Source organism: Streptomyces arenae, from assembly GCF_022343545.1.
Taxonomy (GTDB): Bacteria; Actinomycetota; Actinomycetes; order Streptomycetales; family Streptomycetaceae; genus Streptomyces; species Streptomyces humi.
Genome location: NZ_JAKQYH010000010.1, coordinates 141,626 through 155,867, shown reverse-complemented (window position 1 = coordinate 155,867; position 14,242 = coordinate 141,626). Strand labels below are relative to the sequence as shown.

Annotated in this window: 16 protein-coding genes; 9 read left to right on the top strand and 7 right to left on the bottom strand. The window is 73.5% G+C overall.

The window, feature by feature from the left end:
• Positions 1–12 precede the first annotated feature (12 nt).
• Genes MB828_RS05580 through MB828_RS05555 form a run of 6 tightly spaced genes read left to right on the top strand, consistent with a single transcriptional unit; the run spans position 13 to position 6,091 of the window.
• Complete coding sequence (locus tag MB828_RS05580; protein WP_301647177.1) at positions 13–975, top strand: glycosyltransferase; 963 nt, start codon at positions 13–15, stop codon at positions 973–975.
• On the top strand, positions 972–2,207 hold the full coding sequence (locus tag MB828_RS05575) for a glycosyltransferase (RefSeq protein ID WP_301647176.1): 1,236 nt from the start codon (positions 972–974) through the stop codon (positions 2,205–2,207). The genes MB828_RS05580 and MB828_RS05575 overlap by 4 nt, the downstream gene beginning before the upstream one ends.
• Positions 2,204–2,818: a D-sedoheptulose-7-phosphate isomerase gene (locus MB828_RS05570; protein ID WP_301647175.1), complete on the top strand. Its 615-nt coding sequence runs from the start codon at positions 2,204–2,206 to the stop codon at positions 2,816–2,818. The genes MB828_RS05575 and MB828_RS05570 overlap by 4 nt, the downstream gene beginning before the upstream one ends.
• A complete protein-coding gene (locus MB828_RS05565) occupies positions 2,815–4,206 on the top strand; it encodes a PfkB family carbohydrate kinase (RefSeq protein ID WP_301647174.1) in 1,392 nt (463 codons plus the stop codon). Before MB828_RS05570 ends, MB828_RS05565 begins: the two co-directional genes overlap by 4 nt.
• Before the next feature lie 3 nt (positions 4,207–4,209).
• Positions 4,210–5,190 carry a glycosyltransferase family 9 protein gene (locus MB828_RS05560; protein ID WP_301647173.1) on the top strand — a complete coding sequence of 327 codons (981 nt, stop codon included), beginning with the start codon at positions 4,210–4,212 and terminating at the stop codon, positions 5,188–5,190.
• Positions 5,174–6,091, top strand: coding sequence for a glycosyltransferase family 2 protein (locus MB828_RS05555; protein WP_430381333.1), 918 nt, complete (start codon positions 5,174–5,176; stop codon positions 6,089–6,091). The genes MB828_RS05560 and MB828_RS05555 overlap by 17 nt, the downstream gene beginning before the upstream one ends.
• An 88-nt stretch (positions 6,092–6,179) precedes the next feature.
• Here MB828_RS05555 and MB828_RS05550 read toward each other — a convergent pair whose 3' ends face one another.
• A complete protein-coding gene (locus tag MB828_RS05550) occupies positions 6,180–6,548 on the bottom strand; it encodes a DUF6479 family protein (protein WP_301647171.1) in 369 nt (122 codons plus the stop codon).
• Between the two features lie 185 nt (positions 6,549–6,733).
• Between MB828_RS05550 and ctaD the strand changes: the two genes are divergently transcribed.
• Both ctaD and ctaF read left to right on the top strand, forming a co-directional pair.
• A complete protein-coding gene (ctaD, locus tag MB828_RS05545; RefSeq protein ID WP_301647170.1) occupies positions 6,734–8,407 on the top strand; it encodes an aa3-type cytochrome oxidase subunit I in 1,674 nt (557 codons plus the stop codon).
• On the top strand, positions 8,404–8,808 hold the full coding sequence (gene ctaF / locus MB828_RS05540) for an aa3-type cytochrome oxidase subunit IV (RefSeq protein WP_133022996.1): 405 nt from the start codon (positions 8,404–8,406) through the stop codon (positions 8,806–8,808). Before ctaD ends, ctaF begins: the two co-directional genes overlap by 4 nt.
• Here ctaF and qcrB read toward each other — a convergent pair.
• The 6 genes from qcrB to MB828_RS05510 form a co-directional block, all read right to left on the bottom strand.
• Positions 8,726–10,243: a cytochrome bc1 complex cytochrome b subunit gene (qcrB, locus tag MB828_RS05535; protein ID WP_301647169.1), complete on the bottom strand. Its 1,518-nt coding sequence runs from the start codon at positions 10,241–10,243 to the stop codon at positions 8,726–8,728. The two genes, ctaF and qcrB, sit on opposite strands and share 83 nt — an antisense overlap.
• A gap of 136 nt (positions 10,244–10,379) precedes the next feature.
• Positions 10,380–10,799, bottom strand: a complete 420-nt coding sequence (locus MB828_RS05530) for a CBS domain-containing protein (protein WP_133022994.1) — start codon at positions 10,797–10,799, stop codon at positions 10,380–10,382.
• A gap of 14 nt (positions 10,800–10,813) precedes the next feature.
• The gene (locus tag MB828_RS05525; RefSeq protein ID WP_133022993.1) at positions 10,814–11,599 is read right to left on the bottom strand and encodes a metallophosphoesterase family protein; all 786 of its coding nucleotides are present in this window, start codon (positions 11,597–11,599) and stop codon (positions 10,814–10,816) included.
• Positions 11,596–11,838 (bottom strand): hypothetical protein, encoded by a 243-nt coding sequence (locus tag MB828_RS05520; RefSeq protein WP_133022992.1) that lies wholly within the window; start codon positions 11,836–11,838, stop codon positions 11,596–11,598. The genes MB828_RS05525 and MB828_RS05520 overlap by 4 nt, the downstream gene beginning before the upstream one ends.
• Positions 11,835–12,479, bottom strand: a complete 645-nt coding sequence (locus tag MB828_RS05515) for a hypothetical protein (protein WP_301647168.1) — start codon at positions 12,477–12,479, stop codon at positions 11,835–11,837. The genes MB828_RS05520 and MB828_RS05515 overlap by 4 nt, the downstream gene beginning before the upstream one ends.
• Positions 12,476–13,120, bottom strand: coding sequence for a diguanylate cyclase (locus tag MB828_RS05510; protein ID WP_301647167.1), 645 nt, complete (start codon positions 13,118–13,120; stop codon positions 12,476–12,478). The genes MB828_RS05515 and MB828_RS05510 overlap by 4 nt, the downstream gene beginning before the upstream one ends.
• A 140-nt stretch (positions 13,121–13,260) precedes the next feature.
• On the opposite strand from MB828_RS05510, the gene MB828_RS05505 reads away from it, so the two are divergent.
• On the top strand, positions 13,261–14,217 hold the full coding sequence (locus MB828_RS05505; protein WP_301647166.1) for an LLM class F420-dependent oxidoreductase: 957 nt from the start codon (positions 13,261–13,263) through the stop codon (positions 14,215–14,217).
• The last annotated feature ends 25 nt before the right edge of the window (positions 14,218–14,242 follow it).

Below are 14,242 nucleotides of genomic sequence, written 5' to 3'. Positions count from 1 at the left end.
AGGTGGCAGACGATGAACGTCCTGGTATGGCATGTGCACGGTTCATGGCTGACGTCGTTCGTGCAGCCCCCGTACACCTTCCTGGTGCCGGTGACGCCGGACCGCGGGCCGGACGGTCTCGGCCGGGCCCGGACCTGGCAGTGGCCCGCGTCGGTGCGTGAGGTGACGCCCGATCGGCTGCGGGACGCCGACATCGACCTGATGGTGCTGCAGCGTCCTCACGAGCTCGAACTCGCCCGGCGGTGGACCGGCCGCCGCCCCGGCGTCGACGTGCCGGCCGTGTACGTGGAGCACAACAGCCCGCACGGGACCCCCGACGGCACCCGGCACCCGCTGGCCGGCCGCGACGACATCACCGTCGTGCACGTCACCCATTTCAACCAGTTGATGTGGGACAACGGACGCGCCCCCACCACGGTCGTCGAGCACGGGATCATCGACCCCGGTCACCTGTGGACCGGCGCCGAGCCCCGGGCCGCGGTCGTCGTCAACGATCCGGTGCGCAGGGGCCGTACGACCGGAACCGATCTGCTGCCCCGGTTCGCCGGATGGGCGCCGCTGGACGTCTTCGGAATGCGCACCGCGACGCTCCCCGCCCATCTGGGCCTGCCGCCGGACCGCTGCCGCTGCCACGACCTGCCACAGGGCGAGCTGCACCCGGCGATGGCCCGGTGTCGTCTGTACGTCCACCCGGTGCGCTGGACGTCGCTCGGGCTGTCCCTGCTGGAGGCGATGTTCCTCGGGATGCCAGTGGTGGCGCTGGCCACCACCGAGGTCCGGGAGGCCGTCCCGGAGGGCGCCGGGATCGTCTCCAACCGCTTCGACGTCCTGGAGTACGCCGTCCGCGGCTTCCTCGCGGATCCGGCGTACGCCAGGCAGACAGGGGAGGCCGCCAGGGCCGCGGCACAGGCCCGCTACGGAGAACGACGTTTCCGGGACGACTGGGAGCGCCTGATCAAGGAGGTCACCCGATGAGCCACAGCTACCCCTCGGCCGGCCGCGTCGCCATGGTCTCGGAGCACGCCAGCCCGCTGGCCGAGCTCGGCGGGCCGGACGCGGGCGGCCAGAACGTGTACGTCGCGCAGGTCGCCGCGGTGCTCGCCCGGCGCGGTCACGAGGTCACCGTGTACACGCGGCGCGACGGGCCGCGGCTGCCGGACCGGGTCGTCACCCCTGACGGCGTGCAGGTGGTGCATGTCCCGGCCGGTCCGGCCGCGCCCATACCCAAGGACGAACTGCTGCCGTACATACCGGAGTTCGGCGACCGGTTGGCCCGGGAGTGGGCGGTCACGCCGCCCGACGTGGTGCACGCCCACTTCTGGATGTCCGGGATGGCGGCGCTGGCCGGTGCCCGCGCCCCGGGAGTGCCGGTGGTGCAGACGTATCACGCCCTCGGCACGGTGAAGAAGCGCCATCAGGGCGCCGCCGACACCAGTCCGTCCGAGCGCGTCGGGGTCGAACGGGCCGTGGGCCGTGAGTGCGCGGCGATCGTGGCGACCTGCCGGGACGAGGTGGCCGAGCTGGAGGCCATGGGCCTGTCCACGGACCACGTCTCGATCGTGCCCTGCGGGGTGGACCCGGTGCAGTTCTCCCCCGTCCCCGGTCTGCGGCGGTCGCGTCCGGGACCCCGGCGGCTGCTCACGGTCGGCCGGCTCGTCCCCCGCAAGGGTTTCGACCGGGCGATCCGCGCCCTGGCCGGGGTCCCCGACGCCCACCTGGTGATCGCCGGCGGCCCCGAACCGGCGCTCCTCGCCGCGGAACCGGAGGCGGAGCGCCTGTGGGCGGTCGCCGAGGAGCACGGGGTGGCCGACCGGGTGGAACTGCTCGGCGGCGTCGGCCGGGAGGACATGCCGCAGCTCATGTCCAGCGCGGACCTGGTGCTGTCGCTGCCGCGCTACGAGCCCTTCGGCATCGTCCCCGTCGAGGCCATGGCCTGCCGCACCCCGGTGGTGGCCACCGCGGTCGGCGGACAGCTCGACACCGTCGTGGACGGCCTGACCGGCCTGCTGGTCCCGTCGGACGACGACCACGACACGGCCGCCACCATCCGCCGGCTGCTCGACGACCCGAGGCGGCTCGACGAGTACGGCGCCGCCGGCCGGCACCGGGTCCTCGACCACTACACCTGGGACCGGGTGGCCGACGGACTGACCAGGGTCTACGCCGCCGTCTCCAGTGTCCCCTCGCTGTCGGGGGTGGTCCGATGAAACTCGTCACCGACCTCACCCACTGCGACGACCTGATGAAGGCCCTGGAGGGCTTCCGCGCCGACGCGCCGCTCATCGAGCGGTGGGGCACCGAGCTCGCCGGGCGGCTGGGCGGCGGTGCCCGGCTGCTGGTGGCCGGCAACGGCGGCAGCGCCGCGCAGGCCCAGCACCTGACCGCCGAGCTGGTGGGCCGCTACCGGAAGGACCGTCCGGCGTTCTCGGCGCTCGCCCTGCACGCCGACACCTCGTCCACGACGGCCATCGCCAACGACTACGGCGTCCAGGAGATCTTCGCCCGTCAGGTGGCCGCGCACGGCCGCTCCGGGGACGTCCTGATGCTGCTGTCGACCAGCGGCGCCAGCGCGAACCTGCTGGTCGCCGCCACCGAGGCGCACCGCCTCGGGCTGTCCGTGTGGGCGGCCACGGGCCCCGCGCCCAACCCGTTGCAGGCCTGCGCCGACGAGGCGCTGGCCGTGGCCGCGGCGACCGGAGCGACCGTCCAGGAACTGCACCTGGTGGCCGTGCACATGCTCTGCGAGGCCTTCGACCGGGCCGTGGAGCGGCGGCCCGCCCGGCGGCACTGGTCGGAGGTCCGGAAGGAACGCGCATGACCGGCCCGGCCCCGCTGCTCGTGGTCGGCGACGCGCTGCTCGACCACGACCTGTGCGGAACGGCGGAGCGGCTCGCCCCGGACGCCCCCGTGCCCGTGGTCGGCGGCGTCCGGCGCACCACCCGTCCCGGCGGCGCGGCCCTCGCGGCATGGCTGGCCGCCGCCGACGGCCGTGACGTCACGCTGGTCACCGCACTGGGCGAGGACCCTGCCAGCGGGCGGCTGCGCGAGCTGCTCGGGGACCGGGTGAGGGTGGTCGGGCTGCCCCTGCGGGGAACGCTGTCGAGCAAGACCCGGGTGCTCGCCGGGGGACGGCCGATGCTGCGCCTGGACGACGGCGAGGGACGCGCGGGGGACGCCACCGAGGAGGCCCGCCGTGCGGTCGCCGGCGCGGGTGCGCTGCTCGTCGCCGACTACGGCCGCGGCAGCGCCGACGTACTGCGCGAGGTGCTCGCCGAGGCCGCCGCACGGGCCTCCGTGGTGTGGGACCCGCATCCGCGTGGCGGCGCGCCGGTGCCCGGGGCACGCATGGTGACGCCGTCGGCGGCCGAGGCCCGTGCCTTCGCCGCCCGGTTCGGCGCCGGCGAGGAGGGCGACGACCCGGCCGGGCTGCGCGGCGCCGCTCGGGACGCCGACACGCTGGTCGGTGCCTGGCGCGCGGCCTGTGTCGTGGTGACGCTCGGCGGGCACGGCGCGCTGCTGTCGCACGGCGGGACGCCGCTGATGGTGCCCTCGCCGGTGACCGCCGACGGGGACGCGTGCGGCGCCGGTGACCGGTTCGCGGCGACGGCGGCGGGGGCGCTGGCCGACGGTGAGCTCACCGAGTCCGCGGTCCGCGGGGCGGTGCACGCGGCCACCCGGTTCGTGGCCGAAGGGGGCGTCCGCTCCCTCGGCACCGAATCCGAGTGCGCCGGCGAACCCGCGGGCGGTCCGACGGGCGACGCGCTGCGCACGGCGGCCCGGGTCCGCGCGGCCGGAGGCACGGTGGTCGCCGCGGGCGGCTGCTTCGACCTGCTGCACGCCGGGCATGTCGCGCTCCTCCAGGCCGCGCGGCGCAGCGGCGACTGCCTGATCGTGTGCGTCAACTCGGACGCCTCCGTGCGCCGCCGCAAGGGCGACGGCCGGCCCCTGGTGGGGGTCGCGGACCGGATCCGGGTGCTGCGGGCCCTGGAGTGCGTCGACGAGGTCGCCGTCTTCGACGAGGACACGCCGGAGCGGCTGCTCGGCGAGCTGCGCCCGCACATCTGGGCCAAGGGCGGGGACTACGCCAGGACCCCGCTGCCGGAGGCGCCGCTGGTGGCGTGCTGGGGCGGGCAGGTCGTCCTGTTCCCCTACCTCGACGGCCGTTCCACCACCGGTATCGCGGCCCGCGCCGCCCTGAAGGGGTGACGGGTGACCGCCGCCCCCGACGCGCCCCGCCTGCTGGTGCTGCGGGCGCTGGGACTCGGTGACCTGCTCACCGGCGTCCCGGCGCTGCGCGGCATCCGCCGGGCCCACCCCGGTCACCACCTCGTCCTCGCCCTGCCGCCCGCCCTCACCGAGGCGGCCCTGGCGACCGGCGCCGTCGACGCGGTACTGCCGGCCGAGGCGCCCGGCCGGGCCGTGCCCTCCCTCGAACACTGGCCGGGACCGCCCCCGTCGCTGGCGGTCGACCTGCACGGCAACGGCCCCGCGAGCCGCGACGCCCTGGCCGTCCTGCGGCCCCGGCGGCTGCTCGCCCACGCCGAACCGGGGCGGCCGCCCCTGTGGCGAGCGGACGAGCACGAACGCGAGCGCTGGTGCCGTTTCCTCGCCTCGTACGGCATCGCCGCCGATCCGTCCGACGTACGTCTCCCGCCGCCGGCGACGCCCTCGCCGGCACCGGGGGCGGTGGTCGTGCACCCGGGTGCGGACGCGGCCGCCCGCCGCTGGCCCGTCCGCCGGTTCGCCGAGGTCTCCCGGCGGCTGCGGGCCGCCGGTCACCGGGTCGTGGTCACGGGCGGGCCCGGCGAGGACACGCTCGTGCGGGCGGTCGCCGAACCGGCCGGGGTCCCCGGACCGGACACGCTGTGCGGCGGGCTGCCCTTCGGCTCGCTGTCGGCCCTGGTCGCGCGGGCCGCGCTGGTGGTGAGCGGCGACACGGGCCTCGCCCATCTGGCGGTCGCGCACGCCACGCCGTCCGTGACGCTCTTCGGTCCCGTGTCCCCCGCCCTGTGGGGGCCGCCCCGGGTGTCACGTCATGTCGCGCTGTGGCATCCGGGCCCGCCGGGCGACCCGCACGGCACGGCCCCCGACCCCCGGCTGCTGCTGATCCGGCCCGAGGAGGTCACCGCGGCCGCCCTGGCACTGCTGCCGGCCCGGCCGCCTCGCCCAGGAGGTGACACCCGTGCCTGACAGCCGGGTCACCGTCGGCGTGATCACCCTTGACCGGTGTGCCAGTCTGCTGCGTACCCTCGACGCGCTGGGCGCCCTGCCGGAGCGGCCCCCGGTCGTGGTCGTGGACAACGGCTCCGACGAGGTCACCGGGCGGGCCGTGCGCCGCCACGCGTCCGGCGCCCGGGTGCTCAGCCCCGGTCACAACACCGGCGCCCTGGGCCGCAACCTGGCCGTCCTGGACGCCGACACGCCCTACGTCGCGTTCAGCGACGACGACTCCTGGTGGGCGCCGGGCGCCCTGGGCCGGGCCGCCGACCTGCTCGACACGCATCCGCGACTGGGGCTGCTCGCGGCCCGTACGCTCGTGGGTCCCGAGGGCACCGAGGACCCGCTCAACGCGCGACTGGCGGCCTCCCCGCTGCCTGCCGAACCGGACCTGCCGGGCCGCCCGGTGCTGGGTTTCCTGGCCTGCGCGTGCGTGGTGCGCCGGGAGGCGTTCCTCGCGGCGGGCGGCTTCCATCCCTTGCTGTTCTTCGGCGGCGAGGAGACCCTGCTCGCCTACGACCTGACGGCACGCGGCTGGGGCGTCGCCTACGAGCCGACGCTGACGGCCCATCACCATCCCGAGCCGGGCGGCCGTCGCGGTCGTGGCCCCGCGCTGCGCCGCAACGAGGTGCTGACCCTGTTGATGCGCCGGCCGCTGCCGGCCGCCTTCGCCGCCGCGGCACGGCTGGCGGCCGCCGCGGTCACCGCCCGCCCGGGCGCCCGACAGGCGTCGCGCGAAACCCTGGCCCGCCTGCCCGCCGCCCTCGCGGCCCGCCGCCGGCTGCCGACGCGGGTGGAACGGGCGGCCCGGCTGGTGGACGCGACCGCCCGGGCCGGCCGTCCTGACCGCACCGGAGCGGACCGGCCGTCCTGACCGCACCGGACCGGCCGTCGTGAGCGCCCCGGGCCGGCTGTCCGGACCCGGGGCGCGACGGTCGTAGGGAGTGCGGGGGGCCGGCACGTCAGGTAGTGCCGCCGCCTCCGCCGCCGAAGGAGCCGCTGGAACCGGGATCCCAGCGGGGGCGGGTCTGGTCGCTGCTGGGCCGGCTGGAGACGTTGCCGAGCTGGTGCGGGGTGAGACGGTCGTCGTCACCCGACGCCCGGGGCACCTCGTTCGGCTCGCGCACGCTGCGTTCCTCGCGCACCGGCCCCGTGCTGGGCAGCTTCGGCTGCTCCTCGGGCCGGGGCGCCGGGGACTCCCGTCGCCGTACCCGGATGCCCAGGCGTACGGCCGCGATCAGGGCGCCCGCGATGAGCACACCACAGACGACGATCGCGATCGCCCCCGCTACCGAACCGGCGGCGGCCAACTGCTCATGTGTCGTATGCATGGGCGGCGAGTACCCCCCACGCGGCGTGGAATGCCCGGTCGGCGAGGCGTGGCGGACCGGGCATCGGGCGGGACCCCGGTAGCGTCGCCACGCACCCGGCGCCCGCGTGGAGCCGCCGGTTTCCCCGGCCGACGGGCAGGGCACCCGCGAGGCGCTTGTCGCGCTCGGCACGGCTGAGGAGGACCATGACCCAACTGTCGCACCACGTCGGCCAGGAGCCGTCGCCTCCCGCCGCCCCCGCGCCCCTGGGCCGCAGGCTCCTGGGCTGGGCCACCACGACCGACCACAAGGTGATCGGCCGGCTCTACATGGTCACGGCGTTCTGCTTCTTCCTGTTCGCCGGGCTGCTGGCCCTGGGCATGCGGGCCGAACTGGCCCGCCCCGGCCTTCAGTTCCTCAGCAACGAGACCTACAACGAGTTCGTCACCATCCACGGCACGATCATGATGCTGCTGTTCGCGACCCCGATGTTCGCCGGGTTCACGAACGCGGTCATGCCGCTCCAGATCGGCGCCCCCGACCTGGCCTTCCCCCGGCTCAACGCGCTGTCGTACTGGATGTACCTGTTCGGCGGCCTGATCGTGGTCTCCGGATTCCTGGTGCCCGGCGGTGCCGCATCGTTCGGCTGGTTCGCCTACGCGCCGCTGAACAGCGCGTACCGCTCCCCCGGCGCGGGCGGTGACCTGTGGACGATGGGGCTGGTGGTCTCGGGTGTGTCCACGACGCTCAGCGCCGTCAACTTCCTCGCCACCGTCATGTGTCTGCGCGCGCCGGGCATGACCATGTTCCGGATGCCGATGTTCACCTGGAACGTGCTGTTCACGTCCATCCTGGTGCTGCCCGCGTTCCCGGTGCTGACGGCCGCGCTGCTCGCCCTGGAGTGCGACCGGAAGTTCGGTTCGCACGTCTTCGACGCGCACAACGGCGGGGCGCTGCTGTGGCAGCACCTTTTTTGGTTCTTCGGGCATCCCGAGGTGTACATCGTGGCGCTGCCGTTCTTCGGCATCATCTCCGAGATCATCCCGGTGTTCTCGCGCAAGCCGCTGTTCGGCTATCTGCCGATGATCGGGGCGACCACCTCCATCACCATGCTGTCGGCGGTGGTCTGGGCGCACCACATGTTCGCCACCGGCGCGGTGCTGCTGCCGTTCTTCTCCCTCATGTCGTTCCTGATCGCGGTGCCGACCGGCATCAAGTTCTTCGCGTGGATCGGGACGATGCGCGGGGGCTCGCTCTCGTTCGAGACGCCGATGCTGTGGTCGATGGGCTTCCTCGTGACGTTCCTGCTCGGCGGGCTGAGCGGGGTGCTGGTCGCGTCGCCGCCGCTGGACTTCCACGTCACCGACTCGTACTTCGTCGTGGCGCACCTGCACTACGTGCTGTTCGGGACGGTGGTGTTCGCGATGTTCGCCGGGTTCTACTTCTGGTGGCCGAAGTTCACCGGGAAGATGCTCGACGAGCGGTGGGGCAAGGTGCACTTCTGGCTGCTGTTCCCGGGGTTCCAGCTGACGTTTCTGGTGCAGCACTGGCTCGGGGCGGAGGGCATGCCCCGCCGCTACGCCGACTACCTGCCGGCGGACGGGTTCACCCTGCTCAACACCCTCTCGTCGGCGGGCGCGTTCCTGCTCGGCGTCTCCACACTGCCGTTCCTCTACAACGTCTGGCTCACCGCTCACAAGGGCAGGCAGGTCGAGGAGGACGACCCGTGGGGGTTCGGCCGCGGCCTGGAGTGGGCCACCTCCTGTCCGCCGCCCCGGCACAACTTCGTGGCGCTGCCCCGGGTCAGGTCCGAGTCACCGGCCTTCGACCTGCACCATCCGGAGGTCACGCGGAAGTTGGCGGAGGAGGGTCCGCGATGAAGGTCGAGGCACTGCTCTTCGGCGGGGTGGCCGTCTTCTTCGGCGCCGCCGCCGCGCTCTACGGGGTGTGGTCGCACGCCGATCCGGCGGGTACGGCGGCGCTGATCGTGGCGTTCGGGATGGCCGCGGTGGTGTCGTTCTTCTGCGCGACGCACTACGTGCGCCACGGCTCGCGCCCCCAGGACCGTACCGACGCGGAGGTGGCCGACACCGCCGGGCCGGTGGAGTTCTTCCCGCCGCACAGCCCCTGGCCGATCGTCACCGCGCTCGGGTTCGCCGTCGCGGCGACCGGTGTGGTGTTCGGGCTGTGGCTGTTCCTCATCGGTTTCGGCGTTCTGGCCCGGGGGGTCGCGGGGCTGGTGTTCCAGTACGTGAACCGGGGGACTGAGCAGGGGGACTGAGCGGCCGGCGCGGGGCGCCCGGCCGGAAGTCCGTCACCGGCCGGTGGCCGCTCTCGTAGCCGCCGGCGAGGGTCTGCCGTACCTGCCCGGTCTCCTCCCCCTCCACCAGCCGTTCCTGTTCGGCGTGGAGCAGGGCGCGGCACAGCGCGCGGGTGACGAGGAACGCGAGGACCGGGCCGAGGATCAGAAGGACCCGGAAGATCCAGGTCAGGGCGTTCACCGAGATCCGGAAGGTCTGTGCCGTCACGTCGTTGCCGCCGGCCAGCACCAGCACGGCGTAGAAGGTGACGCCCGCCGCGCCGAGGCCCGTGCGCACGGGCCGTTCCCGGGGCCGCTCGCTGAAGTGCTGCTCCTGCCGCCACTCCCCCGTCAGCCGCTGCTCCACGAAGGGGTAGGCGTACAGGACGGCGAAGAGCAGCGCGGGCAGTACGACGGCGGGCAGCAGGACGTTCCACATGAGGGTGTGGCCGGCGACGTTCGTCTCCCAGGGCGGGACGAGCCGCAGCGAGCCTTCCAGGAAGCCGACGTACCAGTCCGGCTGGGAGCCCGTGGACACCTGGTCGGGCCGGTACGGGCCGTACACCCAGACCGGGTTGATCTGCGCGACGCCGGCCAACGCCACCAGCAGACCGGCGACGGTGAGGGACAGCCCGATGGAGGAGGCCGAGAACTGGGGGTAGAGCGGTTTCCCCACCACGTTGGAGTTCTGGTGGCCGGGCCCCCGCCACTGGGTGTGCTTCAGGTAGAAGACCAGGATGAGGTGGACGGTCACGAGGCCGATCAGCGCGCCGGGCAGCAGCAGGATGTGCAGGCTGTACAGCCGGGGGATGATGTCGTGGCCGGGGAACTCGGAGCCGAACACGAACATGCCCACGTACGTCCCGACGACCGGGATCGAGAGCATGATGCCCTGGGCGATCCGCAGGCCGGTGCCGGAGAGCAGGTCGTCCGGCAGGGAGTAGCCGGCGAAGCCCTCGGCCAGGGCCAGCGCGAAGAGGGTGACGCCGATGACCCAGTTCATCTCGCGGGGGCGGCGGAAGGCGCCGGTGAAGAAGATCCGCAGCAGGTGCACGCCGATCGCGGCGACGAACACCAGTGCGGCCCAGTGGTGGGCCTGCCGCATCAGCAGGCCGCCACGGATGTCGAAGCTGATGTGGAGGGTTGAGTCGAAGGCCCCGGAGACGAGCTGCCCCTGCAGGGGCGTGTAGGGCCCCTGGTACACGACCTCCCGCATCTCGGGCTTGAAGAAGAAGGTCAGCCAGACGCCGGTCACCACCAGGACGATCAGGCTGTACAGGGCGATCTCGCCGAGCAGGAAGGACCAGTGGTCGGGGAAGGCCTTGCGGAGCAGCTGTCCGGCCCCGTCGTGCACGGGCAGCCGGGCGTCGACCGCGTCCGCGAACCTCTCCCCCCGCGCGCCTCGTTCCGGCTCCACCCGACGCTCCTCCCGACGGCCCGCCGCCGTGCTCTCGTCATGCCTTGCCCGTCACGGGCTCGGAGCGGGTACCCAGCCCGCGCGAAACACTCGCGCGGCTGGGCGGCGGCACCCGATCGGCTGAGGCGCCGGGACCTCAGGTGTTGGGACGGGCCGCGCTGATGTCGCCGAGGGCGGACCGCTCGTCGCGTTCCATCGCGAGGTCGCCGAGGGCGAGGATGCCCACGGGACGGTCGCCGTCGACGACCGGGAGGCGTCGTACGGCGTGCTCGCGCATCAGCCGGACCGCCTGGTCGAGGCTGTCGTCCGGGGTGACGGTGACCAGGTCGTCACTGGCCGCCTGCATCACCGTGGTCCGGTCGGGGTCGGCGCCCTCGGCGAAGGCCCGCACCACCAGGTCGCGGTCGCTCACCAGGCAGCGCAGGTGCCCTTCCTCGGTCACCAGGACCGCGCCGACGTCCTCGTCCCGCATCACCCGGGCGACGGCGGCCACCGACGCCTGGGGTTCGACGGTCACCAGGTCACTGGTCATGATGTCGCGTACGTGCTGGGCCATGACCGGCCCCCTTCTCATGGTTGGTCGGTGTCTTCCGACGACCGGGTACCCGTGGCGCCGGATCCGTCCCCGGGGTCGTGGGGATTGAGGGAGTAGACGTGGAAGGCCCGTTCGATCACGGGCTGGGCGACGTTGCGCACCCGCACTCCGCCGCCGGTCATGCCGTGTTCGGTGCCGGCGTGGGCGTGTCCGTGGACGGCGAGGTCGGCCCCCGCGGTGTCGATGGCCTCGGCGAGCAGGTAGCTGCCGAGGAACGGGTAGATCTCCAGGGGTTCGCCGGCCAGGGTGTCGGGCACGGGCGCGAAGTGGGTCAGGGCGATCCGTACGTCGCACTCGCGTCCCCGGAGTTCCTCCAGGGCGGTGCGCAGCCCGTCGGCGCGGTGCCGCGAGTACCGTACGAACTCCCTCATCACGGGCTCGCCGAACTCCCCGGCGCAGCGGCCCACGAACCCGCCGCCGAACCCCTTGGTGCCGGCCACTCCGATCCGCAGACCGCCGTGGGTGACGACGGTGGCCTCGCCCTCCAGGACGTGCGCGCCGGCGTCCCGCAGGATGGCCGTGATCTCGTCGGGGTGGTCGTCGTGGTGGTCGTGGTTGCCGAGGACGGCGACGACGGGGACGCCCAGGTCCTCGATCTCCCCGGCCACCACCCGTGCCTCCTCGGGGGTGCCGTGCCGGGTGAGGTCCCCGGCCAGCAGGAGCACGTCGGCGCAGTCGGGCAGGGTGTCGAAAGCCGGGCGGAGGGTGCCCCGGCTGTCGGGCCCCAAGTGGATGTCACCGACGGCGGCTACCCGGGTCATGTCAGCTCCTCGGGGTGGTCGGGCGGGGCGTTCTCCGCGACGACGAGATCGCTGTGCACCGGCACGTCCGGGAGTTCGTCGTGGACGACCCGGAGGATGTCGTCACGGCAGCCGGCCGACGGGACGGTTCCCGTCAGCAGGACCGCGCCGCCCCGGATCTCGGCCCGTACCCCCAGCTCGCCGCACTGTCCCTCGGCCAGCCGTTCGGCGACGTGGGCGACGCGGTATTCCAGGTTCATCGCTCCTCCGGTTCGGGGTCGATGACGTTCAGGCGTTCCAGGAGGTAGAGGAAGGCGGCCGGCATCGGCTCGTCGCCGCAGCGGCGGCGCACCTCCGGCCAGTCGACCTTCTCGCGCAGCGAGCGGGCCACCGGGAGTACGGCCCCGAAGTCGCAGTGGTGTTCGGAGAAGGCGGTGCTCAGGTTGACCACGAGGTCGGTCGCCGAGAGCACCGGCATGTGCACCGAGTCCACCGGGAGTTCGTCGGCCCGGGACAGCAGGTCCACGGTGACCGGCTGGTGGGCCAGCTCGAAGATGATGTCCACGTCCTGGTCGAAACAGGTGGTCTTCACCAGCCAGTCCTCCGGCGGCACCCGCACGGTCAGGCCGGCCGCGCGCAGCGACCCGGCCACCGCCTCGGCGTCCTCGGGCAGCACGCAGAAGTCGGTGTCGTGCTGGAGGGTGCCGGTGCCGCCGTGCGCGTACACCGCGACGCTGCCGGCGAGGGCGAACTTGTGCCCGGCGCGTTTCAGGATGGCGGCCACCTGCTTGGTGGCCTCTAGGATGGCCTGGCTGCGGTCGGGCGGCAGCCGGCCCGGCGTCGGCTCGGGGCCGGGGGCCTGGAGGTCAGGGGCGCGTTCGTCGCCCGGCGCTTCCGTCATGGACGGCTCCCTTCGTGCGCCGCGGTGCGCAGGCAGCGCCACAGTTCCTCGGCGTACGGCACGGCGACGCCGGCGACGATCACTCCGGCGAGCGCGGCCAGGTACGTGGCGGGCAGCGGCCGCTCCTTGGGGAGCAGCCGCCAGTCCTCGGGTCCGGTGCCGCCGCGCAGGGCCCCGCGGACCTGGTCGGCGTGGAGACAGGCGGTGAACGCGAGGGCGGTGAGCGGCAGCACCTCGAGGAAGCTGTGGATGTGCTGCTCCACGGGGCGGACCTCGCGGTCGCCGACGGCCAGCGACACGTCGTAGACGGCGGTCGCCCCGTGGACCAGTGCCGCGCCGCCCATGACGGTGAGCACGAGCGGGTTGACCCGGGCCAGCAGGCCCATGAGCACCGGCACGCCGGCCTCGGTCATCATCAGCGCGTGGACCGCGGACTCCTTGGTACCGCTGGTGTGCTCGATCCGGGTCCGCTTGTGCATCCACCAGTCCGCGAGGCCGGGCACCACCCACAGGGGCAGGGCGCCGTACAGGAGGAACCGCCGGCTCGCGTCCTCGGTGTCGGTCGATCGGAGCGGGATCCGCAGGTCGTCGGAGCGCCGCCAGTTCCGCCAGGCCTTCCGGGGCAGCAGGCGCAGTGCCATGTGAACCTCCGTGAGGTCGGTCTTCGGGGGACCCGCATCCCCGGTACCCCTCCTGATCCGTGCGACACGCCGTGCACAACCCGGTGGCCATCGGGTACTCGGCAGCGGACCCCAGACGTACACGTGGTTCAGGAGAGACGATGGTGGCCTTCGGATACTTCCTCTCGTGCGAGGAGCACACCCCGGCGGAACTCGTCGAGCAGGCGCGGATGGCCGAGCAGGCCGGCTTCGAGTCGCTGTGGATATCGGACCACTACCACCCCTGGCACGACGGCCAGGGACAGAGCCCCTTCGTCTGGTCGGTGATCGGTGCCCTGTCGCAGGCGGTCTCGCTGCCCGTGGAGACGGCGGTGACCTGCCCGCTGGTCCGCACCCACCCCGCCGTGATCGCCCAGGCCGCCGCGACCAGCGCGGTGCAGCTGGGCGGGCGGTTCCGGCTGGGCGTGGGCACCGGTGAGGCGCTGAACGAACACATCCTCGGGACCGTCTGGCCGGAGGCTCCGGTGCGGCTGGAGATGCTGGAGGAGGCCCTGGGGATCATCCGGCGGCTGTTCACCGGGGAGCAGGTCAGCCATCGCGGCAAGCACTACACCGTCGAGAACGCGCGGCTGTACACGGTGCCGGACGAGCCGGTGCCGATCGACGTGTCGGCGTTCGGCCCGCAGGCCGCCGAGGTGGCCGCGCGGATCGGCGACGGGCTGATCACGATGATGCCCGACGAGTCGCTGGTGGAGCGCTTCCGGCGCGGTGGCGGCGGTACCAGTCCGGTGTACGGCGGGATGAAGGTGTGCTGGGGCACCGACCGGCAGGAGGCGGTGCGTACCGCGCACCGGTTGTGGGCGAACGAGCAGCTGCCGGGCGAGCTCCCGCAGATCCTGCCGACCCCGCGCCACTTCGAGCAGGCCATGGACCTGGTCACCGAGGAGCAGGTGGCCGGTTCCGTGCCGTGCGGCGACGACCCGGACGAGCACGTCAAGGCGGTCTCCGCGTTCGTCGACGCGGGGTTCGACACCGTCTACGTGAACCAGATCGGAAAGGACCAGCAGGGCTTCTTCGACTTCTACCGCACCAAGGTCCTCCCCCGGCTGCGGAGCTGACCGCGACAGCAGCGGAAGGTGGTGA